Below are 24339 nucleotides of genomic sequence, written 5' to 3'. Positions count from 1 at the left end.
GTCAGTCCGGGAGTATTCCCGCCGCCTTGATGACCTGCGCCCATTTGCGCTGCTCAGCCCGCTGGAAGTCCGCCAGTTCGCCCGGCGTGCCGCCTGCCGGAATCGCGCCCAGTTCAGCCAGGCGCTGCTTCACCGCCGCGTCGCCCAGGGCCTGGTTGATGGCCAGGGACAACTTTTGCTGCACCGCCTGCGGCGTGCCTGCCGGCGCATACATCGCAAACCAGGACGAGGCTTCGAAATCCGGCGCGCCCAAGGCCTCGGCCATGGTTGGCACTTCTGGATAGTCCGGCAGCCGCTGCGCTGTCGTGACAGCCAGCATGCGCAGTTTGCCGGCCTTCACGAAAGGCGTGCTGGTCAGCAGCGTATCGAACATGACCTGGACCTGACCCGCCACCAGATCGGTCACTGCCGGGCTTGAGCCCTTGTAGGGAATGTGGGTCATGGAGGTGCCGGTCTTGTACTTGAAATACTCCGGCACCAGGTGGGAAGAGCCGCCATTCCCCGCCGAGCCGTAGTTCACGCGATCTGGGTGGGCTTTCAGGTAGTCCACGAGCTCGCCCACGGTCTGCGCCGGCATCTGTTGCGGGTTGATCACGACTGCGATGGGCACCGTAAGGACCAGCGCCAGGGGCGTGAAGTCCTTGTTCGCATCGTAGGGAATGTCGGGATAGAGCCCCGGGTTGATTGCCATGGTGCCGATGCTGGCCATCATCAGCGTGTATCCGTCCGGCTTGCTGCGGGCGACGTCGCCTGCGCCGATGAAGCCATGCGCGCCGGCCTTGTTCTCGATGACGAAAGGCGTGCCCAAGCGGTCGGAGAGCGCCTTGCCGACCACGCGCGCGGCGATATCGGTCGGACCGCCTGCGGGAAACGGTACGACCAGGCGGATGGAACGTTCGGGCCATTGCGACCCGGTACTGCCCAGCGCGGGCTGTGCCACGACAGCGCAGGCAAGCGCGGCAATTCCTAAAAGATGCTTCACGGATTTGTCTCCTGGTATGGTCTGCGGCGCGCGTCAGGCGGCGGTCTGGATGCCGGCTTCGCGTATCAGGCGCGCCCACTTCTTCTGTTCTTCCTGGATGTAGCGCTGCGCGGCCTCCGGAGATCCGCCCATGGCCGTACTGCCCTCAGCGGTGAACATGGCAACTGTGGCCGGATCCGCCAGCACCTTCTCCACTACCGCGTTGACGGCCCGGACCACCTCGGGCGGGGTGCCGGCCGGCGCGACCAGCGCCTTCCAGTCCAGCGCCTCGAAGCCCTCGTAGCCGGACTCGGCCACGGTGGGCACATCGGGCAGGATCTCCAGCCGCGCGCGCGAGCTGACGGCCAACGGCCGCAGCACCTTGCCCTTGAGCATTTCCTGCGCGGCCTGCGGCGTGGCGAACATGTAGTCGGTATTGCCGCCCAACAAGTCGTTGAGCGCAGGCGCCGCGCCGCGATAAGGCACGTTAAGCACTTGGAACTTGCCCTGATAGGCGAGCAGTTCGCCCGCCAGATGGCCCACCGTGCCGGAACCCGCCAGCGCCTGCTTGATGGCGCCAGGCTCGGCCCGCGCGTCCTTGATCAAGTCGGCCAAGGTTTGCCAACGTGCGTTGGCCTTGACCACCAGCACGACCGGCAGCGATGCGATCAGGGAGACCGCCGCGAAGTCCTTTTCCGCGTCGAAGGGAATCTGCGGCATCAGGGCGGGATTGATGGCCAGGTTGGCGGTCTGGCCCAGGCCCAGCATGTAGCCGTCCGGCTTGGCCTTGGCGACGAAATCCATGCCGATGTTGCCGCCCGCCCCGGGACGGTTCTCCACCACCACCGACCAGCCGGCCAGCGCAGTGACCTTGGCCGCGATGGCGCGCGCCACTGAGTCCGTGCCGCCGCCCGGCGTATAGGGAACGATAAGGCGCACAGGCCGCCCGTTCGGATAGGCGGCTGCGGTCTGGGCGCGCAGCGGCAAGGCCGCAGCGCACATCGCCGCGCCCAGGAAGGCGCGGCGGGATAGCGTGATCATGGTTAGTCTCCTTGTGTGATTTGCCTTGCTTTCAAGGCTGCGATTTCGTCGTCGCGATAGCCGACGCCGCGCAGCAGCGCGTCGGTGTGTTCGCCCACCGCAGGCGGCTGCAGGCGTATTCCGGGCTGGGCGCCGCCCAGCGTGAAGGGCGCGAGCGGCGCCAGGGACTCGCGCCCGTCCTCCAGGGTGATGGGCGCGAGACCGCCGGTAGCCGCCAGATGCGGATCGTCGAACAGTTGCTCAGGCCGCGTGATCGGCGCGAAGGGCAACCCTTCATGCTCGAACACCGCCGCCAACTCGGCCGCGCTGCGGTCCGCCAAGTGCGAGCGCAGCTGCGGCATCAGCCAGTCGCGCGCCTGCACGCGGTCGTTGTTGCTGGCCAGGCGCGGATCGGCCAGCAGCTCGGCCAAGCCGAAGGCGCGACAGAAGGTGCCCCATTGCTTGTCGCTGACCACGGCCAGGAAGATCTGTTCGCCGCCCTTGACGGTGAACACGTCATAGATGGCCCAGGCCGAGATGCGGCCGGGCATGGGCGCGGCAGCGCGTCCGGTGACGGCGTACTGCATCATGTGCTGCCCCACCAGGAAGACGTTGTTCTCGAACAGCGAGGCCTGCACTTCCGTGCCCTCTCCCGTCTGCTCGCGCTGCGCCAGGGCCGCCATGGCGCCGATGGCGCCGAACATGCCGCCCATGATGTCGTTGACGCTGGCGCCCGCACGCAGCGGATCGCCGGGACGCCCCGTCATATAGGCCAGACCGCCCATCATCTGCACGACTTCATCCAGCGCCGTCCGGTGTTCGTAGGGTCCGGGCAGGAAGCCCTTGTGGCTCACGTAGATCAGGCGGGGATTGCGTTGCTTGAGCGTGGCGTAGTCCAGGCCCAGCTTCTGCATGACGCCGGCCTTGAAGTTCTCGCTCACGATGTCGGCCGAGTCGATCAGGCGCAACGCGGCCTCTATGCCCTCGGGCTGCTTCAGGTCCAGGGCGATGCTCTTCTTGTTGCGGTTGAACATGGGGAAGAAGCCCGCGCCCGAACCCAACAGCCGGCGCGTGCTGTCGCCGCCTACCGGTTCGACCTTGATGACTTCGGCGCCAAGGTCCGCCAGCAGCATGCCGCAGGTAGGACCCATGACCATGTGGGTGAATTCGACGACGCGGATGTTTTCATACGGAAGGCGCGGATGGGCGTGGCTGGACATGGGTGTGGATCTTCTGCAAGTAAGGGCCATTACGGCAAAGGCCGGCCTGGCCGCGTGTATCTAGGTCGTAGGCCTGCGGGAATGGCCGATCAGGCCCGCTGGACGAATCCCTTGGGCAAGCCGGCGTCGGGGGTCATGCCATACAACGGCTCGCCGGGCAGGCCGGCCGCCAGCGGCGCGCGTGCGGCAAGGATTCCATTCAGGTCAATGCCGGTGCGCACGCCCATGGCCTCGAACATGAAGACCAGGTCTTCGGTGACGACGTTGCCGGACGCGCCCGGCGCATAGGGGCATCCGCCCAGGCCGCCCAGCGAACTATCAAAAGTGCGCACGCCTTCCTCCCAGGCAGCGAGGCAGTTGGCCAGGCCCAGGCCACGCGTGTTGTGCATGTGGGCCGCGCCCGCCTGCTCCCCGATTTCTGCGCGCAGGCGACGGAACAGCCGCCGCACTTGCGCGGGATTGGCATAGCCCACGGTGTCCGAAAGCCCCGATTCGTCGGCGCCCGCGGCCACGCACAGCGCCGCCAGGCGGATGACCTCGTCTTCGGGCACCACGCCCTGCAAGGTGCAGCCGAAGGCCGTTGAAATGCCGGCCTCCAGCTTCACCGCGGGAGCCAGCTCGTCGCGCAGCCGCGCGATCGCCCGGACCTCCTCCACCATTTCCTCGGGCGTCTTGCGCACATTGGCCAGCGAATGCTCGCGGCTGGCGGAGACCGGCATCGTCAATTTGTGAACGCCTGCCCGCAGCGCCGCCTCGGCGCCGCGCAGGTTGGGCACCAGCGCCATGACGGTAAGCGCCGGATGACGCGCCGCATGGCGCACCACCTCGGCAGCATCCGCCATCTGCGGCAGCAGGCGCGCCGGCACGAAGGAAGCCACTTCGATTTCGCGCACGCCAGCCGCGACCAGCGCATCGATCCAGCGCAGCTTGTCGGCGGTGGGCATGGTCGCCTTGACCGACTGCAAGCCATCGCGCGGGCCAACCTCGCTGATCAGGACGTCGGGTTTGCGGTCGTTGGGCTGAGCCATGTTTGAAATCTCCAATAATTCTATCTAATAGAACGATGTTTCTTTAGATAGAATTATTGGATTCACCGACCGTAGCTGTCAAGCGCCGGGGCGTACAGGAAAACCACGAGCGGGGCATTAGGCAGCGCCTACAATGCCGTCATTCGTTCTAAAGGATGGAATATGGTCCCGCCCCGGAATCAACCCCACGGAGCCGCGCATGCCGCGTAAAGCCGCCACGGAATCACTGGCCGATACCGATGCCGCCCAAGGCGGCGTGGCTGCGGTAGACCGCGCGCTCAGCCTGATGTCGGTTTATGCGGCCGGCGACAAAGCTCTGTCACTGGGCGAACTGGCCGAGCGCACGCGTCTGTACAAGAGCACGGTCCTGCGACTGCTGGCGTCGCTGGAGCATGCCGGATGGATCCAGCGCCTGGACGATGGCCGCTATGCCCTGGGCGGAGAAATCGCCCGTCTGCACGGCATCTACGCAGCCTCGTTTTCATTGGAAGAGGTGGTCATGCCGGTATTGCGCGACCTGGTCGCGGCAACCGGCGAAAGCGCGGCCTATCACGTCCGCCAGGGCGATGCGCGTCTGTGCCTTTACCGCGTGGATTCGCCGCATCCGGTAAGAGACCACATCCGCGCGGGCGATCTGCTGCCGCTGGACCGCGGCAGCGGCGGACGCGTCCTGACGGCCTACGATCCCCTGCTGGGGCGGGCGCCGGGACCGGACCAGGAACTGCATGCGCGCATCCGCGCCGACGGTTATTTCGCAGCCATGGGCGATCGCCTGGCGGAAGTGGCGGGTATTTCCGCGCCCGTCTTTCTGCTCAATGGCGAAATCGCGGCGGCAGTGACGCTGACCGCGCCCGTCCATCGTTACGTTGCCGCCCATCTGGCAGCGGTACAGGAGGCGGCGCGGCGCCTGACGGGGAAAGTCGGTTAGCGGACCCGGAGCCGGGGCCCCACTGAGGAAGGGTTCTTGAGTCGCCGCGGTCCACGACAATCAAGGCTGCTGCCCGCCGGGCAACACCAGCTTCTCCAGATAATCCAGATCCTCGCGCACCAACCGCAAGGACTCGCTCACGTCCGGCGAGCGCGGCCGACGGGCAGCGTCGCGCAACAGCGATTGCACCGCCATGTCGGCCATGATGGCCGCGACTTCGGCGCGGCTCAGCCGGCCATCCGGCTTGTACCACCACGCAGACCAGTTGCACATGCCGATGAGACTGAAGGCGGCGACGTGCGGATCGACCATGCGGAACTGGCCGTCGCGGATGCCGTTTTCGATGACGCGGCTGAAGTTCTCCAGCACGTTGCGGCGCGACGCCTGCACGGCGGCGCGCTGCTTGGGCGTCATGTCGGCCTCGGTACGGTCGGCCACGCGGAACTCGGCGGTGCGCGACAGGATCAGGTCGGCATGCCGCGTGACCAGCGCGCGCAGCGCCTCGACCGGATCCAGGTCCTCGCGGGTGGCGGTCTCGCCGGCCATTTTCTTGGCCGCGCTCAGCACGTCCTCGGTCAGCGAACGCAGGATCTCGTCCTTGCTCTTGAAGTAGTAGTAGACGGCGGTGCGGCTCAGTCCCAGGGATTCGGCAATGTCCTGGATGCTGGTGCCGCCGCTGCCGCGCTTGATGAATAGCGTCGCCGCGGCGTCGAGTATGGCGGTGCGCAGCGCTTCGCCCTTCAGCGCTCCCTTGGTGCTTGCGTCGTTCACGTTGCGATGTTCCTCGAATGGACCGTCCGGGACGGCCCCGTCCCGAAATTATGGCATGCGCGTTTACGTCTCCAAGCCGCGCCGGCCGGCGTTTTCCCGCGACTGAGTCCCCAATTTTTGACGCTACTGTCAGTTTTTTAAATTTAATTGACACTAAAGTCAAATATTCGTCTAATACGTCAAACCGAGGTCCCAGGACCATCGCCACAGGAGACGAATGTGACTACCGCCGCCCCCTCCAGCCAGATCACCGCAGGCTTTCTCAACACCGATTGGAATCCGCGCGACCTGCCCGCCGGCGCCTCGACCCGCAACGTCGTGCTGCGCACCGCCGACGGCGCCGCCACTTCCGGATCGCTGTACCAGCCGGCCGGCCCCCGTCCCGACACCGTGGTCTGCGTGATGCATCCACGCGAGTTCATGGCCTGCCACTACCTGATCCCCGACATCGTCGGCGCCGGTCTTGCGGCGTGGTCGCAAGGGGCGCGCTCGGTCGGCAACGATCTCAGGCTGGAACACGAACAGGCGCTGCAGGACGTGGCCGCCGGCCTGCGCTTCCTGCGCGAACAGGGCTTCAAGAAAATCGTGCTGCTGGGCAATTCCGGCGGCGCCGGCCTGTACGCGTTCTATGCGCAGCAGGCCGGCCTGCCCGCTGGCGAGCGCGTCGCCCGCACACCGGGCGGCAAGTCCAGCGGGCTGGATGAACTGGACATGCCCGAAGTGCACGGCCTGGTGCTGGTGGGCCCGCACCCGGGCCAGGGCTCGCTGCTGCTGAACTGCATCGATCCGTCCATCGCCGACGAGAACGACGCGCTATCGGTAACGCCGGACCTGGATCCGCTGGCGCCCGAGAACGGTTATCGGCCCAAGGGCCAGGCGCGCTATGCGCCGGAGTTCGTCGCCCGCTACCGCCAGGCGCAGCGCGACCGCGTGGCGCGCCTGGACGCGCAGGCGCGGCAGATGATCGCCGACCGCCTCGCGGCCCGCGCCGACGTCAAGAGCGGCGCCGACGCCTCGGCCGAACGCCGGCGCCAGGCCGCGCACACGCCGGTGCTGGTGGTCTGGCGCACCGACGCCGACCTGCGTTGCCTGGACCTCAGCCTGGATCCTTCGGACCGCCACCCGGGCTCGCTCTGGGGCAAGGATCCGTACGCGTCGAACTACGGCGCCGTCGGCTTCGCCCGCTTCTGCACGCCCGAGAGCTGGCTGTCGACCTGGTCCGGCCTGTCTTCCCACGCCAGCATGGCGCGCACCGCCGGCGGCATCAGTCAGCCCACCCTGATCGTCGAATACACGGGCGACCAGGCCTGTTTCCCTTCCGACGTGCGCGCCATCCACGACGCCATCCCCGCGCCGGACAAGACCCACCTGCGCATCCGCGGCGATCACCACGGCCGCGCGCTGGTTGAAGGCGAAGAACCCGGGCGCTACGCGGCCGGCCGCGAACTGGCCGCCTGGCTGCGCCAACGTTTCCTGTAATCCGAATGCCGACGGAGCAAGTCATGACTGCAACTCCCAAGACCCCCGCCCCCCTGCGCCTGCACGGCGTGGACCATACGGCGCGGCCCACCTGGCGCCTGCGCGAAACCGTCGCCTTCTATCGCGACATCCTCGGCCTGCCGCTGGTGCATGTGATCTCGGCGCGCGGCTGGGGTCCCGCCACGCACCCGGACTTCCTGCATTTCTTCTTCGACAGCGGCCAGGGCAGCACCATCGCCTTCTTCTACTACCTGGGTTCCGACGAACCCGAGGCGCTGCGCGGACGCAGCCGCATGCGGCCGCTGCCGGAAGACCACGTGTTCGACGCCACGCATACCGCCTGGCTGGTGGAAAGCGAGGACGAGCTCAAGGCCTGGAAGCAGAAGTTGCAGGATGCCGGGCTGGAAGTCTCGGTCGAAACCCGCCATGAAGTGATCGAATCCATCTACGTGCGCGATCCGAACGGCTATTTCATCGAATTCACGCGCAAGCTGCGGCCGCTGGGCGAAGTCGACTCGATCGACGCCGCCCTGACGCTGCAGGCGGCCATGCAGGCCGAGGCCGATGCGGAATCAGCCGGCGGGCGCATCCAGCACATCGACGACGTCTGGGCGCGCAAGGCGGCGCTGCTGGAAGACCGGCTGGAGCTGGCGGATGGCGGCGTCGAACCGTCCGTGCGGATCTTCGTGCCGCGCGTCGAAGAGTTTTCATCCCTGGTCGAGGACGCCTCGGGTCGCGAAAACTGCACCGTGGTGCCGGGCGAGCATTTCGACTGCATCGTCTCCGACGGCCCGGTGGAATTCCAGCGCAAGGCCCTGGGACTCAAGCCCGCCGTCTGGTATGGCTTGTTCACCGGCGGCGTCAGCGGCACGATCGACGTACTGGACCGGGACCGCGTGCGGATCTCGGCCGCGCGGCACTGAGACACGGGCCTGGAGGAGACCATCATGCGAGATATACGCCACCCCATAGAGGGCGTGATCTACCACCACCCCGAGCGGGCGCGCCAGTACTTCGCCAGCGGCGCCTGGGAACCTTCGACCGTCGGCGCGGCGCTGCACGCCACCGCCCAGCGCTGCCCCGAGCGCACCGCGCTGATCATCGACGAAGGCAGCCTGAGCTTTCGCGAGCTGGACGAACAGACCGACCGGCTGGCCGCCGCGCTGCTGAAGCTGGGCCTCGCGCCCGCGGACCGCGCCATCTTCCAGATGGGCACCACGCTGGAAACGGCGTTGGCCCTGCTTGCCTGCTACAAGGCGGGGATCGTCCCCGTCTGTTCCCTGCCGCAGCACCGCGAACTGGAGATCGGCCAGTTGTCGCGCCAGACCCGCGCCCGCGGCTATTTCGTGCAGGCCGACTTCGGCAAGTTCGATCTGCCCGCCTTCGCCGCCGGCATGCTGGCCGCCAGCGACACGCTGGAGCACCTGGTCGTGGCGCGCGGCGACTCGCCGCATGGCGTGTCCCTGCACGCGCTGCTGGATGCGATGCCGCTGGCCGAGGCCCGCCTCATCCTCGCCGAGCAAGGCCCCGGCTGCGAGGACGTGCTGAGCTTCCAGCTGTCGGGCGGCACGACCGGCATGCCCAAGATCATCCCGCGCTTCCATGCCGAGTACCTGGGCCATTCACTGGCATGCGCCCGGCGCTACAAGATGCAGGACGACGACCGCATCATCTGGGCCCTGCCCTTGCTGCACAACGCGGCCCAGGTCTATGTGCTGATTCCCGTCATCGCCATGGGCGTTTCCGCGGTGCTGATGCCGCGGGTCGACGTGCCACGCATGCTGGAACTGATCGAGCGCCACCGCGTCACCCGCGCCATGTCCATCGGGCCGATAGCGCCGCAGATCATGGCCTTCGCCGACCTGGCGAACTACGACCTGTCGTCCCTGCGCCTGTTCATCACCATGAGCGCCGCGGACCGGCTTGAAGCGCACCTGAACGTGCCCTGCTCCAACCTGTTCGGCATCACGGAAGGATTGCTGCTGGGCTCGCCCGCCGACGCGTCCGAGTACGAACGGCACCATACGCAAGGCCGCTCGGGCTGTCCCGAGGACGACATCCGCCTGCTCGCGCCGGGCACCGAGGAACCAGTGGCCGAAGGCCAGATGGGCGAACTCTGCTTCCGCGGCCCCGCCACGCTGCCCGGGTTCTTCGACGCTCCCGCGGCCAACGCCTCCGCGTACACCTCGGACGGCTATTACCGCACCGGAGACATGATGACGGCGCGCGTGGTCGATGGCGCAACCTGCTACGCCTTCGAAGGCCGCCTGCGCGACAACATCAACCGCGGCGGCGAGAAGATCGGCTGCGAGGAAGTCGAGGCGCTGGTGGGCGCGCATCCCGCCATTTCCGAAGCGCGCCTGGTGGCCATGCCCGACCCCTTCTATGGCGAAAAAGGCTGCATCTTCATCATCGTCCGGCCCGGCCACACGGCGCCCGGCCTGACGGAGCTGGCGGACTTCCTCACCGGCCAGGGGCTCGCCAAATACAAGTGTCCGGAACGCATCGAGCAGATCGAAGCCTTCCCCGTCACCAAGGTCGGCAAGCTCGACAAGGCGGCCCTGCGCCATAGCGTCGCGGAAATGCTCAACCAGGAAGCCGCCAAGGCCCGGGAGAACGGCAATGACCAGCACTGAATACGTCCTGAGCGAAACGCCTTTCATCGTGCGCCGCCGCGTCAAATGGGGCGACTGCGATCCCGCGGGCGTGGTCTACACCGTCACGTTCGGCGAATACGTGCTATCGGCCGCCGAACTGTTCTACGGCCACCTGTTCAATGGCACGCCGCAGCGCATCAAGGATGAGCACGGCTTCGGCACGCCGACGCGCGCGCTGTCGTTCGACTTCCAGGCCTCGCTGTGGCCGGACGAGGAATTCGACATGTGCGTCAGGGTCGAGGAAATCCGCACCCGCACCTACACCCTGCACGTCGCCGGCAGCGTGCGGGGCCAGCCCGCGTTCGACGCCAGGCTGACCCCGATCTGCGTGGCGCGCGGCGAACGGCGCGCCATCGAAGTACCCGCCGCGCTGCGCGGCGCGCTGCAGTCATATCGGCAAGCCTGCGCGCAGGCCGAAGCAAACAGGAGTGAAGCCAAATGAAGATCGCTGTCATCGGAGCGGGCCCCGCCGGCCTGTACTTTTCGCTGCTTGCCAAGAAGCATGCGCCGCAACATGAAATCACCGTTTACGAACGGAACCCGCGCGGCGCCACCTACGGCTGGGGCGTGGTGTTCTCGGACATCGGCCTGGCCTTCCTGCGCGAAGCCGACCCCGAATTCTTCAAGGCCTTCGTCGCGCACCACGAACGCTGCGACTACATGGAGATCATCCACCAAGGCGCCCGCGTCCAGGTCCAGGGCAACCATTTCTCGCGCACGGCCCGCATCGACATGCTGGAAGTCCTGGAAAAAGCCTGCCTGGAGGCCGGCGTCCAGATCCTGCACGAACAGCAGATCGACGACGTGGAGCGGCTGGCCGCGGAAGTGGACATGGTCGTGGCCGCGGACGGCAGCAACAGCGCCGTGCGCAAGCAGTACGCCGAACACTTCCGGCCCAGCTTCGAACGCCGCCGCAACAAGTTCGCCTGGTACGGCACACGCCAGCGCTTTCATCCGGTATCGCTGATCTTCCGCGAAACGGACCACGGTATCTTCATCGCGCACAGCTACCAGTACAGCAAGGACCTCAGCACCTTCCTGGTGGAAGTGGACCCGGACACCTGGCAGCGCGCCGGCCTGGACACGGCCAGCGAGGACGCAAGCCGCCAATATTGCGCCGAGGTGTTCCGCGCCGACCTGGGCGCCAACGAACTGCTGGGCAACCGTTCCCTCTGGTTCGAGGCCAACATCGTGCGCAACGAACGCTGGTCGCATCGCAACATCGTCCTGCTGGGCGATGCGCTGCGCACCGTGCATTTCTCGCTCGGCTCCGGCACCCGCATGGCGATGCAGGATGCGATCGCGCTGCACCAGGGGCTCACGCAACATCCCGACGACACGCAGACCGCGTTCGCGCACTTCGAGGCGCAGCGCCGTCCGGCATCGGCCAATTTCCAGACCGCCGCCGCGCGCAGCCTGGACTGGTACGAGAACGTTGCCGACAAGATGCACCTGGACCCCGTGTCCTTCGCCTACGACTACATGCGCCGCACGGGCCAGGTCAGCCACGACGACCTGCGCCAGCGCGACCCCGGCTTCGCCGCCGCCTACGAGGCGCTGCACCCGGAGGCGGCAGCGGTGTCCTGAGCCACGCACCCTTTTGCTGTAAGTACCCGGCCGCGGCGCATCCGCGCATGCGGCCCCGACGATAAGCGGCGCGGGGAAGCGCCGCAAAAACCATCCATGGAAAGTGGAGGAGACATGAAAAATACTCTCTGGTGCATGGCGCTGACCGGCGCCCTGGCCTGCGCCTCGGCACAGGCCCAATCCGACAAGTACCCCGAACGGCCGGTGCGCATCGTGCTGCCGTATTCGGTGGGCAGCGGCCCCGACGCCGTCGCCCGCATGCTGGGCGAACAGCTCACGGCGGCCTGGAAGCAGCCGCTTATCGTGGAGAACAAGCCCGGCGCCAACGGCTGGCTGGCGATCGGCGAGGTCAAGCGCGCCACGCCCGACGGCTACTCGCTGGCCGTGGTGGACAACACCCACATGACGCTGCAGCCGCAGCTCTACCGCAATCTGCCCTTCGATCCGGTCAAGGATTTCGTCCCTGTGGCGCCGATCTACACCACGCATTTCTTCATGGTGGTGTCGGCCTCGTCCCCCTGGAACAACGTCACCGACCTGATCGCCGCGGCCAAGGCCCAGCCCGGCAAGCTGACCTACGGCACCTGGGGCATGGGCAGCGTGGCGCATGTGGGCACCTCCATGTTCCAGACCGCCACGCAGACCAGCATGACGCACGTGCCTTTCAAGGACCTGGCCCAGCTCTACACGGCGGTGGCCAATGGCGAGGTCGACTGGGCTTTCGGCACGGCCGCCACCGTGCAGAACCTGTACCAGGCCAAGCGGGTCAAGCTGCTGGCGCTGGCGGCGCCGTCCCGCCTCGGTTCCTACGCCGACGTGCCCACGGTCAGCGAGGCCGGCGGCCCCAAGGACTTCGAGTTGAAGACCTGGGTCGCGGCCTTCGCGCCCAAAGGCACGCCGGATGCCGTGGTCAAGCACATCAACGCCGCCATTGCCCAGGCCGTGGTCACGCCCGCGGTGCGCAAGCGCTTCGAGACCTATGGCTTCGACGCCTGGCCGCAGGATGCCGCCGCGCTGGCCCAGGCCCGCGACGCGGATTCGGCGCGCTTCGCGGCCGTGGTCAAAGAGGCCAATATCTCGCTGGACTGAAGCGCAATCCCGGAGCCGCCCGCGGCGGCCCCGCTACCCTTCCGGCGCCTTGGGCGTGGCCGTCAGCCGCTGCGCCATGAACTCCAGGAACTCGCGCGCCAGCGCCGGCAAGGTCCGGCCCTGCAAGGTCAGGACCTGGATGCTCCGCTGCCGCATTTCCGGATTGCTGAACGGCACCGCGACCAGGCCTTCGCCGTCGCGTTGTCCCAGCACCGTCAGGTAGCCCGACAGCGCCACGATGTCGCTGCCCGGCAGCATGGGCAGGAAGGCCGCGGAATGATTGGACACGTAGGCCGGCTCGATGTGCAGCCCGGCGTTGGCGCAGGCCGCGTCAAACAGCTGCCGCACCGTAGTGCCATGGTCGCCCAGCGACAGCGGCACCTTGGTCAGGTCGCGCACGCCAAGGCTGCGGCGGCTGGCCAGCGGATGGTTGCGGCACATGACCGCATAGACCGGCGCGCGCACCAGCAGTTCGGTCTTGAGCCGGTCGTCCTGCGCGGTGGTGTAGCGCAGCGCCAGCTGCGACAGGCCCTCCAGGATCTGGCGGCTGACCTCCTCGGGGCGCTCCACGTGCAAATGGAAACGGGCCTCGGGCCTGACCCGCTTGAACTCGGCCATGCACATAGGCAGGAAGCGGTGGGCGAAACCCTCGGTGCAGGCCAGGCGTATGGTCACGTCGCCCAGGTGGCCGCGCTGGCGGATCTCGGTGGTGACGCGCTCGGCTTCCAGGGCGGCGGCATTGGCGTAGGCCGCCAATTGGCGGCCGGCTTCGCTCAGTTCCATGCCGCGCGCCTGCCGCTCGAACAGCGCGATACCCAGCCCGTCCTCCAGCTTGGCGATCTGCCGGCTTACGGCAGAAGCCGCCACGTGCTGTGCCGCCGCGGCGCCCGCGATGGAACCGCAGCGCGCGACCTCCAGGAAATACCTCAAGCCCAGCGAAATCATGGCGGCCCCTCTTATCCATGCCTTTATGGCAATGAAAGAATGCTAATTATCTAATTGTGGCATGTAGCGAAGCGTAATAACTTTGTGCCTCCCTCTGCATCCCATCCCAGGCACCGAAGTGACACGCGAACAAGCCCTGCTCCAAGCCGTTCAAGCCTACGACAACGGCGACCTGCATGCCGCGCTGGCCCGCCGCGTCGCCTACGCGACGGAAAGCGAAGTGCCCGACCAGGCGCCGGCCCAGCATGCCTACCTGAACGAAGAACTGGTTCCGCTGCTCCAGCAACTGGACTTCGCCTGTGAGGTGCACCCCAACCCCTCGGGCGCCGACCTGCCCATCCTGGTGGCGCGCCGCAACGAGCAGGCCGGTCTGCCCACGGTGCTGATGTACGGCCACGGCGACGTGGTGCGCGGCAACGCCGCCAAGTGGGAAGCCGGCCGCGATCCCTGGCGCCTGCAGGTCGAAGGCGACCGCTGGTACGGACGCGGCACCGCCGACAACAAGGGCCAGCACAGCATCAATCTGGAAGCCTTGCGCCAGGTCATCGCCGCGCGCGGCGGCAGGCTCGGTTTCAACACGACCTGGCTGATCGAGACCGGCGAAGAAGCGGGCTCCCCCGGACTGGCCGCCTTCTGCGAGGCACAGCGCGAGGCGCTGGCGGCGGATGTCTTCATCGCCAGCGACGGCCCGCGGCTGAGCGCGCAGCGTCCCACCCTGTTCATGGGCTCGCGCGGCGCGGTGAACTTCGAACTGAAACTGCGCGCGCGCGAACGCGGCTACCACTCGGGCAACTGGGGCGGCCTGCTGGCCAACCCCGCCATCGTGCTGGCGCACGCCATCGCCACGCTGGTCGATGCGCGCGGCCGAATCACGGTGCCCGGCCTGCGCCCGCCCCCCATCCCGGAGGCGGTGGCCGGGGCGCTGGCCGACCTGGAAGTCGGCGGCGGCGAAGACGACCCCGACATCAACGCGTGGTGGGGCGAACCCGGGCTGAGCGCGCCCGAAAAAGTGTTCGGCTGGAACAGCCTGGACGTCCTGACCTTTGGCGCCGGCGATCCGGCCAAGCCGGTCAACGCTATACCGCCCGAGGCCGTGGCCTGGTGCCAGCTGCGTTTCGTGGTCGGCACGGACTGGCGCGCGCTGGAAACGCACGTGCGGGAACACCTGCGCGCGGCGGGCTTCGAGGACGTGCAGGTGCGCATCGGCATGCAGGCCGGCGCCACCCGCCTATCCCCCGACAATCCCTGGGTGCGCTGGGCCGCGGCCTCGCTGGAACGCAGCACCGGCAAGCGGCCGGCGCTGCTGCCCAACCTGGGCGGCTCGCTGCCCAACGACATCTTCGCCGACCAATTGGGACTGCCCACATTGTGGGTGCCGCATTCCTATCCCGCTTGCGCCCAGCACGCGCCCAACGAACACCTGCTGGGCAGCGTCGCCCGCGAGGGGCTGGCCATCATGGCTGGCCTGTACTGGGACCTGGGCGATCAGGGCAGCGCCCTGCGCCAGGCGGCTGCGCGCCCGTCTTCCAACGCCAACTGACCGGAATCTCCGACATGAACGTCAAACTCCGCGCCGCCCTGGCCGCCGCAAGCCTTGCCGCCGCCGCGCATGCGGGCGGCGTCCAAGCCGCCTATCCTGAACAGGCAATCAAGATCGTCGTACCCTTCACGCCGGGCGGAGCGACCGACGCCGTGGCGCGTCTGCTGGCCAACAAGCTGTCCGGCAAGTTCGGCCAGCCGGTCATCGTGGAGAACCGCCCCGGCGCATCCACCGTGATCGGCGCGGAAGCGGCGGCGCGCGCGCAGCCTGACGGCTACACCCTGATGCTGTCGGGCAGCACCACCTATACCGTGCTGCCGGCGCTCAAGCCCGGGCTGCCCTACGACCCGCAAAAGAGCTATGAACACATCGCCATCGTCGCCATGGCGCCCGTGGTGCTGCTGGCCAAGAACGGCCTTGCGGCCAGCACTGCGCAGGAAGCGGCGGCGCTGGCCCGGCAGCAAAGCGCCAAGGGCGGCCTGATGTACGGCACCTTCGGTCCCGGATCCGCGCCACACCTGGCGGGCGAGATGTACGCCGAGGCCGCGGGCGCCAAGATGTTGCCGGTGCCCTACAAGGGCAGCGCGCAGCTGGTCACGGCCATGATAGGCGGCGAGGTCGACCTGGGCGTGGACACCGTGTCTTCCGCCGCGCCGCAGGTCCGCGCCGGCAAGATCCGCGCGCTGGCCGTGACGGGCGAACGCCGCATGCCGCAACTGCCCGACGTGCCGACCTTCGCGGAAGCCGGCATGGCGGACGTTTCTTTCGTGGGCTGGTACGCGCTGGTGGCGCCGGCGCGCACGCCGGCCCCTGTGGTGGATACCCTGAGCCGCGCCGTGGCGGAAATCATGGAGGATCCGCAGGTCCGCAAATCGGTGGCGGACCTGGCGCTGGATCCGGTCTATCTGCCCGGGCCGGCATTCAAGGCGCAGATCACGAAGGAACTGCACACCTTTTCCGAAGTAGCGGCCCGCGCCGGCATCACGCTGGACTAACCGCGGCAGCTTGACGCCTGGCCTCAGTCCGGTTGGGTGCGGGTGATCTTGGACCCTTCCAGGCCCATGCCCGCCATCAGCCCCTGTCCGCCGAATGGCACGGCATAGACATCCTGGCTCAGGGTGGTGGTGGTAATGCTGGCGGCATAGCTGTCATCCACCACGACCAGGCTGGGGCCGGCGCCAAGCGACCAGCCGTCGCTCTGGTCCAGGTACCGCATCGCCGGCTCGTTCATGAAGAACAGCGCATAGCTGAACTCCTGCGCGCCGGCCTGAAGACCGAACGATACGGCCGATATGTTGTAGTAGGCCTGGACCTTGCCGCGACGGATGAGCGCGCCGTCGCCGGTTTCCGCGCCGACCAGCAGGCCGCCCTTCAGAATGCGGGGAAACACCAGCACGCCCACCGCCTTGTTGCCCAGTACACGCGTCTTGGGTTCCTGCTGGTACAGGCGATCCAGCGCACTCTGCGCTTCACGGCTGAGCTCGGCCGCGGACTCCGCCCTGGCCTGCGGGGCCAGGAAGATACAGGCGACCCACAAAAAAAGGCTGGCCCAAAGCCAGCCGCGGATACTCATAGGCAAAACGGACGCGCGACGCATACAGCCCCCTGATCTCAAAAGGAAAAGGACGGCAAGCGCCCGACGCGCTCGCCCCGACTTGCCGGATCAGTATTGGCAGGCGCCGATGCCTTGTCAAGATACACATGCACCTGGCCACAGCGGCGGCATCAAACCCTGGGCGGCGTGGTCTCCCTTTCCGGGTGGCGATGCCGGCCCAGGGCTTCGATGAAGGCGGTCACGCTCTTGGCGGCGGCCGCCGCGTCCATCCTTAGCAGTCCGCCATCCGCCGTATCGGCGGACAGGCCCGCCGCGGCAAACAGCTGCACGCCCTCGCCCATGCCCATCAAAGTCTTCCCGTGGCGATAGGCGTCGCGCAGGAACTCCAGCGCGCGTCCGTCCGATTCCAGGCGGGCCACCGCAGCCTCGCCGCCCGCCGCAACCACGCCATCGAACAGCGCCGAAGGATGGTTGTCCAGGGAAGCATCGGCATCCAGCGTGCCGCCCCCGGCAGCCGGGACGGGCCCGATGCGCTGCCCGACGAGCCGCACGATGGCGCCCGCCGCGATCAGCCCCTGGGCTACGGCGGACACGCTCTTGCCATCCGCGCCCTCCGCCACCAGGATTGCGACCTTGCGCGTGGCGATGCCGCCATCCCCAGGGCGCGCGGCCAATGACAATGCCGGCGACACCTCGACTTCCGGCTTGGGCGGACGCTCGATCGCCCGCGGCAAGGGCGCGGGCAAGGCCATGCCCAACTGGTCGGCCACGCCCTGCGCCAGTTCTTCGGACACGTTGCGCAGCGACGCGACCATGCGCTGGCGCACCGCCGGCACCGTGACCTTGCTCAATTCAAAGGCATAGGCGTCGGCGATGTGGCGTTTTTCCCAGTCTGCCTGACTGTCGTAGAACAGCGTCGCCTGGTTGTAATGCTCGGCAAATTTTTCAGGATGCCCTCGCAGTTCGTCGCCCGTCTCCGGCTCCGGAAACGACACGAAGCCATCCATGCCGGCCTGGAACGGACAGCCGCCGGCAAGCGAGTTGGGCTCGTAGGCCACGCGGCCGCGATGGATGGCCTGGCGATGCATGCCGTCGCGCTGGTTGTTGTGCACGGGCGCAAGCGGCGCATTGATCGGGATTTCATGGAAGTTGGGACCGCCCAGCCGCGAAATCTGCGTGTCCACGTAGGAATGGATGCGCCCGGCCAATAGCGGGTCATTGGTGAAGTCCAGGCCCGGCACGATGTGGGCAGCGCAAAAAGCGACCTGCTCGGTCTCGGCGAAGAAGTTGTCGGGATTACGGTCCAGCACCATCCGCCCCACCGGCACGACGGGCACCAGTTCCTCCGGCACGATCTTGGTGGCGTCCAGCACGTCGAAGCTGAAGCCTTCGGCCTGCTCCTCGGTGAATACCTGCACGCCCAGCTCCCACTGCGGGCCATTGCCGGCGTCGATCGCCTCCCAAAGATCGCGGCGGTGGAAGTCAGGATCCGCGCCGGATACCTTCACGGCTTCATTCCAGACCTGCGAATGCGTGCCAAGTAGCGGATTCCAATGGAATTTCACCAGCCGCGACTCGCCCGCGGCGTTGACGAAGCGGAAGGTGTGCACGCCAAAGCCCTGCATCATCCGGTAGCTGCGCGGGATGGCACGGTCCGACATCAGCCACATCAGCATGTGGGTGGATTCCGGCATCAGCGACACGAAGTCCCAGAAGGTGTCGTGCGCGGACGCGGCCTGGGGCATGCCATGATGCGGCTCGGGCTTGACGGCGTGCACCAGGTCCGGAAACTTCATCGCGTCCTGGATGAAGAAGACCGGCATGTTGTTGCCGACCAGATCCCAGTTGCCCTCGTCGGTATAGAACTTCACGGCGAAACCGCGCACGTCCCGCGCCGTGTCCTTGGAGCCGCGCTCACCTGCCACCGTCGAAAAACGCACGAACACCGGCGTGCGCTTGCCGGCTTCGGCGAACAAAGAGGCCGCGGTCAGGTCGGTCAGCGGCTTGTAGCATTCGAAGTAGCCGTGAGCCGCCGAACCGCGCGCATGCACGATGCGCTCGGGAATCCGCTCGTGGTCGAAATGCGTGATCTTCTCGCGCAGGATGAAGTCCTTGAGCAGCGCCGGCCCGCGCAAACCCGCCTTCAGCGAGTGCTGGTTGTCGCTGACGCGCACGCCCTGGTTGGTGGTCAGCATCTGTCCGCTTGAATCCGCACGCACGCGTTCCAGCCGGCCGTCGGCCGCGTTGATGCCGGCCGCGGCCGCGCCCCCGGTCTTGGCCGAGGTCTCGGCTTCGGACAGCGAACTGGCCGTCGCGGAAGGATCCGCTGCCGCGACGTGCGCGCCGGCATAGGGGCACCGCGCCCCTGCTTCACCGTACTCCGCCGCCTTGCCGGCATTGTGGGGAATCGCGGCGGCCGTATCACCCACGGCCGCGGCGCGCTTGAGCGCCGGATGGCTGGGCTTGCCCGCGGGTCCGGACGCGGGGCCGCTGTCCGTATTCAGGTAGGCCGTGTCCACGGCCGCGCCTGCGCCGCCCTTGCCTGCTGCTTTCTTGGCTGGCATCGCAATCTCCTAGTGGCTCAACATCTTGCCGCGCGCCTGCTCGGCCCGCGATGCGCCGATGGCGGTCTCCACCTGCTTGACCTCTTCGGGAGGCGGCAGCACCGCCGGCAATCCCAGCGACTGGATCCACAGTTCGCGCGACCAGCCCTGCGTGTGATAAAGGTGGTGGTCCTCGTCGGTGGCCACGGCGTCATACGCCTGCTTCAATACCTTGGCCTCGTCGCCGCTGTGCTGCTCGGCAATCACGCCGATCAGGGACCAGTTCGCGTGGTCCTTGGTCTCGGCCAGCACCACGCATTCGGTGGCGACCAGTTGGGCCGCGTCCGGATCGCCCGCGCTGATCGCCATCTTCATGGCCTTGACCAATGCCTCGCCGATATGGCGCACGACCTGGCGGCCCGGCGGCTGCGCCTGCGGATCCAGCCGCAGCTGCTCGAATACGGTCAATAGCACCCGGCGATGCGTGCGGGTTTCTTCCAGGTAGCCGAGCCATTCCTTTTTCAGGTCCTCGTTCACCGCGCAGGACACGGCGGTTTCGTACACGGCCAGGCCGCCTATTTCGGTTTCCAAGGCCTGGTACAGCAATTCCTCGATCTGCGAGGCGTTTGCAGCTTTGCGTTTCATGTGGCGCTCCTCTTTCATGTCTTGCGGGCATCCGCGCATGCCCGCGGCGGATATGCGGATGGAGCGCCTACCCAGCAATCGCCGTGCCCGGCCCGCGCGATGGCAGTTGCCTGCGGCAGCTCGGAGCGGATGCCGCTTGCGCGGCAAAAAATACAAGGCCGACGGCAGGGACAACCTCGTCCCCATTTAGACTAGAATTGGAACCATTCTCAATAAAATCAGACCGCCCGGCTCGCGGCGGCGCCAACAAGAAAGAGGCTCGTCCTGAAATCCGGTTTCCGCCTATCCATGGCCTGGCTCCATACCTGGGTCGGCCTGTGGTTTTCCTGGCTGCTGTTCGCCATCTTCCTGACGGGATCGCTGGCCGTCTTCTCCGAACCCATCACGCACTGGATGACGCCCGAGCACCGGGAGGCGGAAGCGCAGGCTGCGCAAAAGGAAAGCGTTCCGGTGGACCGCGCGCGCCGGCTGGAACTGGCGGTGGACTATATGGCGCGCAACCATGCGGGCGCCGGCATGTGGGAAATCTGGCCGGTGGACCGCTTTCACGACAACGGCCTGACGGCCTATTGGTTCGACCAGAACGGCCAGTACGCGGATGCCGAACTCGACCCCGACACGGGCGCCGAACTGGCGGACCACCACGACGCCGAAGGCCGCGCGACGATGGGCGGCACGCATTTCGTGAACTTCCACTACACGCTGCACGACGCCGGCCTGGGGCTGTGGATCGTTGCCTTCGCCAGCATGGCGATGCTGGTCGCGCTGATTTCCGGCGTGGTCACGCACAAGCGCATCTTCAAGGACTTCTTCACCTTCCGCGCCAAGAAGGGCCAACGGTCCTGGCTGGATGCGCACAACGCCGTGGCGGTGCTGACCCTGCCTTTCCAATTCATGATCGCCTACACGGGCATCGTGATTTCGAGCGCGATACTGATGCCCGCCCCCGTCACGGCCACCTACGGCCCGGGTCCCCAGGCCAGCCGCCTTTATCTGGCCGAACTGTCCGGCGAGGAGCGTCCCTCGCGCACGGGTGTGACGCTGGCCATGCCGGCGCTCGAACCCATCGTGGCCCGAGGCGAACAGTTGATCGGACAGACGGCGCGCGCCATCGTCATCAACAATCCCGAAGACAGCTCCATGCGGATCGGCGTCTACGGCTGGAACGAAGACGCCGACACCTTCCACAACATCAGCGCCACCACGGGCATGGCGGAGTTCTCCGCCAGCGGCGAACTGCTGCGCCTGCGCCCGGCGGGCGGCGTGCACGGCGGCGCGCCGGCGCTGGCGTTCCAGGTGATGAGCGACCTGCACATGTCCAGGTTCGGCGGGCTGGCCGTCAGCTGGCTGTACTTCGTCTGCGGCCTGGCGGGCGCGGCCATGATGGGTACCGGCGCGCTGCTGTTCATGGTCAAGCGCCGCGCCAAGCATGGCGGAGAATTCGGCAGCGCGACGGCGCGCATGTACCGGCTGATAGAAGGCCTGAACGTGGCCGCGCTGGCCGGGCTGGCGATCGCCTGCATCAGCTACCTCTGGGCCAACCGCCTGCTGCCCGTGGCGCTGGAAAACCGCGCGCTATGGGAGTTGCGCTGCTTCTTCCTGGTGTGGGCGCTGACCCTGGCGCATGCCTGGCTGTGCAGCCCGCGCCGCGCCTGGATCTCGCAACTGGTCCTGCTGTCCGCGCTGTGCCTGCTGCTGCCGGCGCTATCGTTCGTCACATTGGGCGACCATCCGGCAGCGCAGATCGCACGCGGCGATTGGGAGAGCGCGGGCGTCGAACTGACGTCCGCCGCATTCGGCGTACTATCGGGCTGGGCGGCCCTGCTGTTGTGGCGACGGCCCGCATCCGCGCCCATCCGGCGCAATCCCCGCAGTGACGCAGAGGCGGCCGCATGAACACCAACGACCTGTACGCGATTTCCATGGCGCTGCTGCTGACCTATTCAGGCATGGCCTGCCTGAGCCTGGCCATGCCGCGCCATTACGACCAGGTCTGGGGACGCGATCCCTCCGCCGGCCATACCCGCGTGCTGCGCGGCGCCGGCGTGCTGCTGCTGGCGCTGGCGCTACTGCCCTGCGTGGGACTCTGGGGCAACACCGTAGGCGTGGTGGCCTGGCTGGGCTGGCTGTCGGCCGGCGCGCTGCTCTGGGTCGGCATGCTGTCGTGGGCGCCGCGTCCGGCAGCCCGCACCGCGGCGCTGGCCGTGGCGATATCCCTGGCCGGGGTCGGCATCGGCTTCTGAAGCGCAGGTTTGACGCGCATCAAGCAAGCCTGATATCCAGGCGGTGCCGGGCGGCGCCCGCACCATATGTGGTGGTAGAGTTTTCACACCCTACTACATATGGTGTCAGTCATGCATATCCAGCACATCCTCAAGCGCGACGGCCGGGTCGCGGAGTTCGACCGCGACAAGATCGCCCAAGCCATGGCGGCGGCCGGCAACAGCACGGGAGAACTGGACCTGGCAGGCGCACAGGCCTTGACCGACACCGTCATCGCCGCACTGGAAGGCAACCCCTGCCCGGGCGTCGAGACCATCCAGAACCGCGTGGAAGAAGCCCTGGTGCAGGCCGGCCATTGGCGCACAGCGCGCGCCTACATCGTGCACCGCGAACAGCACGCCCGGCTGCGCGCGCTGCGCCACACGCTGGTGGACGTGGAAAGCGCGATGGAGGAATACCTGGACCAGCGCGACTGGCGCGTCAACGCCAACGCCAACCAGGGCTACAGCCTGGGCGGCCTGATCCTGAACGTGGCGGGCAAGGTCACCGCCAACTACTGGCTGTCCAACGTGTTCGCGCCCGAGGCCGGCCGCGCCCACCGCGAAGGCGACATCCACATCCATGACCTGGACATGCTGAGCGGCTATTGCGCCGGCTGGTCACTGCGCCAGCTGTTGACCGAAGGCTTCAACGGCATCCCCGGCAAGGTCGAAGCCACGCCGCCACGCCACATGTCCGCGGCCATCGGCCAGATCGTCAACTTCCTGGGTACGTTGCAAAACGAATGGGCCGGCGCGCAGGCCTTCAGCTCCTTCGACACCTACATGGCGCCCTTCATCCGCCGCGACGCCATGACGTACGCGGACGTGAAGCAGTCCATGCAGGAACTCATCTACAACCTGAACGTGCCCAGCCGCTGGGGCACGCAGACGCCCTTCACCAACCTAACGTTCGACTGGACCTGCCCGCCGGACCTGAAGGACCAGATCCCGTATATCGGCGGCGAGGAAATGCCCTTCTCCTACGGCGACCTGCAGACCGAGATGGACATGATCAACCGCGCCTACATCGAAGTCATGATGGCCGGCGACGCCAAGGGCCGCGTGTTCACTTTCCCCATCCCGACCTACAACATCACGCCCGACTTCGACTGGGACCACCCCAACACCGAGCGCCTGTTCGAGATGACAGCGCGCTACGGCCTGCCCTATTTCCAGAACTTCCTGAACTCGGACCTGGAGCCGCACATGGTGCGCTCGATGTGCTGCCGCCTCCAGCTGGACCTGCGCGAACTGCTCAAGCGCGGCAACGGCCTGTTCGGATCGGCCGAGCAGACGGGGTCGGTCGGCGTGGTGACGGTCAATTGCGCGCGCCTGGGCTACACCTGCCGCGGCGACGAAGCACGGCTGATGCAGCGGCTGGACCACCTGCTGGAACTGGGCCGCGACGTGCTGGAAACCAAGCGCAAGGTGGTGCAGCGCTACATCGATCAAGGCCTCTACCCCTATACCCGCCGCTACCTGGGCACCTTGCGCAATCACTTCAGCACGCTGGGCGTGAACGGCATCAACGAGATGGTCCGCAACTTCACGGCCGACGCCGAGGACATCACCACCGCCGCGGGCCATGCCCTGGCCGTGCGCTTGCTGGACCGCGTGCGCGACCGCATGACCGAGTTCCAGGAAGAAACCGGCCACCTGTACAACCTGGAAGCCACGCCCGCCGAAGGCACCACCTACCGCTTCGCCCGCGAAGACAGGAAGCGCTATCCCGCCATCCTGCAGGCGGGCAGCGAGACGCAGCCCTACTACACCAATTCCAGCCAGCTGCCGGTCGGCCACACCGACGATCCTTTCCATGCGCTGGAACTGCAGGAAACGCTGCAGGGCAAGTACACCGGCGGCACCGTGCTGCATCTGTACATGAACGAAGCGGTTTCTTCTTCCGCCGCGTGCAAGCAGCTGGTGCGCCGCGCGCTGTCGAACTTCCGGCTGCCCTACATCACGGTCACGCCGACCTTCTCCATCTGCCCCAACCATGGCTATCTGGCGGGGCACCACGAGTTCTGCCCGAAATGCGATGCCGAACTGCTGGCCAAGCAAGCGGCATGCTGCACCCCGGCCTAGGACCTGTAAACGACAGGCCCCG

General features: G+C 67.1%; 21 protein-coding genes. 12 read left to right on the top strand and 9 right to left on the bottom strand.

Annotation, left to right across the window (positions count from 1 at the left end):
• Nucleotide 1: 1 nt before the first annotated feature.
• The 4 genes from HV766_RS07080 to HV766_RS07065 all read right to left on the bottom strand — a co-directional run bounded on the left by HV766_RS07080 (nucleotide 2) and on the right by HV766_RS07065 (nucleotide 4229).
• The gene (locus HV766_RS07080; RefSeq protein ID WP_233564587.1) at nucleotides 2-982 is read right to left on the bottom strand and encodes a Bug family tripartite tricarboxylate transporter substrate binding protein; all 981 of its coding nucleotides are present in this window, start codon (nucleotides 980-982) and stop codon (nucleotides 2-4) included.
• Nucleotides 983-1015: 33 nt separating this feature from the next.
• The gene (locus HV766_RS07075) at nucleotides 1016-2002 is read right to left on the bottom strand and encodes a Bug family tripartite tricarboxylate transporter substrate binding protein (protein WP_054454785.1); all 987 of its coding nucleotides are present in this window, start codon (nucleotides 2000-2002) and stop codon (nucleotides 1016-1018) included.
• Nucleotides 2003-2004: 2 nt separating this feature from the next.
• Entirely contained in the window at nucleotides 2005-3201 is a 1197-nt protein-coding gene (locus HV766_RS07070) for a CaiB/BaiF CoA transferase family protein (RefSeq protein ID WP_175180846.1), read from the bottom strand.
• Between the two features lie 89 nt (nucleotides 3202-3290).
• A complete protein-coding gene (locus tag HV766_RS07065) occupies nucleotides 3291-4229 on the bottom strand; it encodes a hydroxymethylglutaryl-CoA lyase (protein ID WP_175180845.1) in 939 nt (312 codons plus the stop codon).
• 199 nt (nucleotides 4230-4428) lie between these two features.
• Here HV766_RS07065 and HV766_RS07060 point away from each other — a divergent pair, with 199 nt between their 5' ends.
• A complete protein-coding gene (locus tag HV766_RS07060; protein WP_119451136.1) occupies nucleotides 4429-5157 on the top strand; it encodes an IclR family transcriptional regulator in 729 nt (242 codons plus the stop codon).
• A 60-nt stretch (nucleotides 5158-5217) separates the two neighbouring features.
• On the opposite strand, the gene HV766_RS07055 is transcribed toward HV766_RS07060, so the two are convergent.
• The gene (locus HV766_RS07055) at nucleotides 5218-5928 is read right to left on the bottom strand and encodes a TetR/AcrR family transcriptional regulator (RefSeq protein ID WP_175180844.1); all 711 of its coding nucleotides are present in this window, start codon (nucleotides 5926-5928) and stop codon (nucleotides 5218-5220) included.
• A 219-nt stretch (nucleotides 5929-6147) separates the two neighbouring features.
• On the opposite strand from HV766_RS07055, the gene HV766_RS07050 reads away from it, so the two are divergent.
• The 6 genes from HV766_RS07050 (at nucleotide 6148) to HV766_RS07025 (ending at nucleotide 12740) form a co-directional block, all read left to right on the top strand.
• Nucleotides 6148-7407: an alpha/beta fold hydrolase gene (locus HV766_RS07050; RefSeq protein WP_175180843.1), complete on the top strand. Its 1260-nt coding sequence runs from the start codon at nucleotides 6148-6150 to the stop codon at nucleotides 7405-7407.
• Nucleotides 7408-7430: 23 nt separating this feature from the next.
• Nucleotides 7431-8330 (top strand): VOC family protein, encoded by a 900-nt coding sequence (locus tag HV766_RS07045; protein ID WP_125470346.1) that lies wholly within the window; start codon nucleotides 7431-7433, stop codon nucleotides 8328-8330.
• Nucleotides 8331-8354: 24 nt separating this feature from the next.
• Nucleotides 8355-10043 carry an AMP-binding protein gene (locus tag HV766_RS07040; protein WP_054456831.1) on the top strand — a complete coding sequence of 563 codons (1689 nt, stop codon included), beginning with the start codon at nucleotides 8355-8357 and terminating at the stop codon, nucleotides 10041-10043.
• Entirely contained in the window at nucleotides 10030-10506 is a 477-nt protein-coding gene (locus tag HV766_RS07035) for an acyl-CoA thioesterase (protein ID WP_054456830.1), read from the top strand. The genes HV766_RS07040 and HV766_RS07035 overlap by 14 nt, the downstream gene beginning before the upstream one ends.
• Nucleotides 10503-11651: an FAD-dependent monooxygenase gene (locus HV766_RS07030; RefSeq protein ID WP_175180842.1), complete on the top strand. Its 1149-nt coding sequence runs from the start codon at nucleotides 10503-10505 to the stop codon at nucleotides 11649-11651. The genes HV766_RS07035 and HV766_RS07030 overlap by 4 nt, the downstream gene beginning before the upstream one ends.
• Nucleotides 11652-11765: 114 nt before the next feature.
• The gene (locus HV766_RS07025; protein WP_175180841.1) at nucleotides 11766-12740 is read left to right on the top strand and encodes a Bug family tripartite tricarboxylate transporter substrate binding protein; all 975 of its coding nucleotides are present in this window, start codon (nucleotides 11766-11768) and stop codon (nucleotides 12738-12740) included.
• 33 nt (nucleotides 12741-12773) lie between these two features.
• On the opposite strand, the gene HV766_RS07020 is transcribed toward HV766_RS07025, so the two are convergent.
• A complete protein-coding gene (locus HV766_RS07020) occupies nucleotides 12774-13685 on the bottom strand; it encodes a LysR family transcriptional regulator (RefSeq protein WP_054456827.1) in 912 nt (303 codons plus the stop codon).
• Nucleotides 13686-13803: 118 nt separating this feature from the next.
• On the opposite strand from HV766_RS07020, the gene HV766_RS07015 reads away from it, so the two are divergent.
• Together HV766_RS07015 and HV766_RS07010 are read left to right on the top strand one after the other, a co-directional pair.
• The gene (locus HV766_RS07015) at nucleotides 13804-15225 is read left to right on the top strand and encodes a M20 family metallopeptidase (protein WP_175180840.1); all 1422 of its coding nucleotides are present in this window, start codon (nucleotides 13804-13806) and stop codon (nucleotides 15223-15225) included.
• 14 nt (nucleotides 15226-15239) lie between these two features.
• Nucleotides 15240-16220: a Bug family tripartite tricarboxylate transporter substrate binding protein gene (locus tag HV766_RS07010; RefSeq protein WP_119451129.1), complete on the top strand. Its 981-nt coding sequence runs from the start codon at nucleotides 15240-15242 to the stop codon at nucleotides 16218-16220.
• Nucleotides 16221-16243: 23 nt separating this feature from the next.
• Here the strand turns inward: HV766_RS07010 and HV766_RS07005 are convergent, their stop codons facing one another.
• The 3 genes from HV766_RS07005 to HV766_RS06995 form a co-directional block, all read right to left on the bottom strand.
• Nucleotides 16244-16798, bottom strand: a complete 555-nt coding sequence (locus HV766_RS07005) for a lipid-binding SYLF domain-containing protein (RefSeq protein ID WP_225588717.1) — start codon at nucleotides 16796-16798, stop codon at nucleotides 16244-16246.
• 152 nt (nucleotides 16799-16950) lie between these two features.
• Nucleotides 16951-19344: a catalase gene (locus HV766_RS07000; RefSeq protein WP_175180839.1), complete on the bottom strand. Its 2394-nt coding sequence runs from the start codon at nucleotides 19342-19344 to the stop codon at nucleotides 16951-16953.
• 9 nt (nucleotides 19345-19353) lie between these two features.
• Nucleotides 19354-19968, bottom strand: coding sequence for a hypothetical protein (locus HV766_RS06995; RefSeq protein ID WP_054456822.1), 615 nt, complete (start codon nucleotides 19966-19968; stop codon nucleotides 19354-19356).
• A 288-nt stretch (nucleotides 19969-20256) separates the two neighbouring features.
• Here HV766_RS06995 and HV766_RS06990 point away from each other — a divergent pair, with 288 nt between their 5' ends.
• The 3 genes from HV766_RS06990 to HV766_RS06980 all read left to right on the top strand — a co-directional run bounded on the left by HV766_RS06990 (nucleotide 20257) and on the right by HV766_RS06980 (nucleotide 24317).
• Entirely contained in the window at nucleotides 20257-21864 is a 1608-nt protein-coding gene (locus HV766_RS06990) for a PepSY-associated TM helix domain-containing protein (protein ID WP_175180838.1), read from the top strand.
• Nucleotides 21861-22211 (top strand): DUF3325 domain-containing protein, encoded by a 351-nt coding sequence (locus tag HV766_RS06985; RefSeq protein WP_042793406.1) that lies wholly within the window; start codon nucleotides 21861-21863, stop codon nucleotides 22209-22211. Before HV766_RS06990 ends, HV766_RS06985 begins: the two co-directional genes overlap by 4 nt.
• A 111-nt stretch (nucleotides 22212-22322) precedes the next feature.
• A complete protein-coding gene (locus HV766_RS06980) occupies nucleotides 22323-24317 on the top strand; it encodes a ribonucleoside triphosphate reductase (protein ID WP_054456883.1) in 1995 nt (664 codons plus the stop codon).
• Nucleotides 24318-24339: the final 22 nt, after the last annotated feature.

It is taken from the genome of Achromobacter aegrifaciens, assembly GCF_902859735.1.
Taxonomy (GTDB): domain Bacteria; phylum Pseudomonadota; class Gammaproteobacteria; order Burkholderiales; family Burkholderiaceae_B; genus Achromobacter; species Achromobacter aegrifaciens.
Note: the sequence above shows the minus strand (reverse complement) of the source record. Positions and strands in the feature narration are given on the sequence as shown.

Excerpts from the sequence above, each read along its gene's own strand:
- HV766_RS06980 (WP_054456883.1), top strand. The coding sequence starts at position 22,323 with ATGCATATCCAGCACATCCTCAAGCGCGACGGCCGGGTCGCGGAGTTC.
- HV766_RS07045 (WP_125470346.1), top strand. The coding sequence starts at position 7,431 with ATGACTGCAACTCCCAAGACCCCCGCCCCCCTGCGCCTGCACGGCGTG.
- HV766_RS07040 (WP_054456831.1), top strand. The coding sequence starts at position 8,355 with ATGCGAGATATACGCCACCCCATAGAGGGCGTGATCTACCACCACCCC.
- HV766_RS07065 (WP_175180845.1), bottom strand. The coding sequence starts at position 4,229 with ATGGCTCAGCCCAACGACCGCAAACCCGACGTCCTGATCAGCGAGGTT.
- HV766_RS07035 (WP_054456830.1), top strand. The coding sequence starts at position 10,030 with ATGACCAGCACTGAATACGTCCTGAGCGAAACGCCTTTCATCGTGCGC.
- HV766_RS07070 (WP_175180846.1), bottom strand. The coding sequence starts at position 3,201 with ATGTCCAGCCACGCCCATCCGCGCCTTCCGTATGAAAACATCCGCGTC.
- HV766_RS07075 (WP_054454785.1), bottom strand. The coding sequence starts at position 2,002 with ATGATCACGCTATCCCGCCGCGCCTTCCTGGGCGCGGCGATGTGCGCT.
- HV766_RS07020 (WP_054456827.1), bottom strand. The coding sequence starts at position 13,685 with ATGATTTCGCTGGGCTTGAGGTATTTCCTGGAGGTCGCGCGCTGCGGT.
- HV766_RS07025 (WP_175180841.1), top strand. The coding sequence starts at position 11,766 with ATGAAAAATACTCTCTGGTGCATGGCGCTGACCGGCGCCCTGGCCTGC.
- HV766_RS07010 (WP_119451129.1), top strand. The coding sequence starts at position 15,240 with ATGAACGTCAAACTCCGCGCCGCCCTGGCCGCCGCAAGCCTTGCCGCC.
- HV766_RS07005 (WP_225588717.1), bottom strand. The coding sequence starts at position 16,798 with ATGAGTATCCGCGGCTGGCTTTGGGCCAGCCTTTTTTTGTGGGTCGCC.
- HV766_RS07000 (WP_175180839.1), bottom strand. The coding sequence starts at position 19,344 with ATGCCAGCCAAGAAAGCAGCAGGCAAGGGCGGCGCAGGCGCGGCCGTG.
- HV766_RS06995 (WP_054456822.1), bottom strand. The coding sequence starts at position 19,968 with ATGAAACGCAAAGCTGCAAACGCCTCGCAGATCGAGGAATTGCTGTAC.
- HV766_RS06990 (WP_175180838.1), top strand. The coding sequence starts at position 20,257 with ATGGCCTGGCTCCATACCTGGGTCGGCCTGTGGTTTTCCTGGCTGCTG.
- HV766_RS07060 (WP_119451136.1), top strand. The coding sequence starts at position 4,429 with ATGCCGCGTAAAGCCGCCACGGAATCACTGGCCGATACCGATGCCGCC.
- HV766_RS07030 (WP_175180842.1), top strand. The coding sequence starts at position 10,503 with ATGAAGATCGCTGTCATCGGAGCGGGCCCCGCCGGCCTGTACTTTTCG.
- HV766_RS06985 (WP_042793406.1), top strand. The coding sequence starts at position 21,861 with ATGAACACCAACGACCTGTACGCGATTTCCATGGCGCTGCTGCTGACC.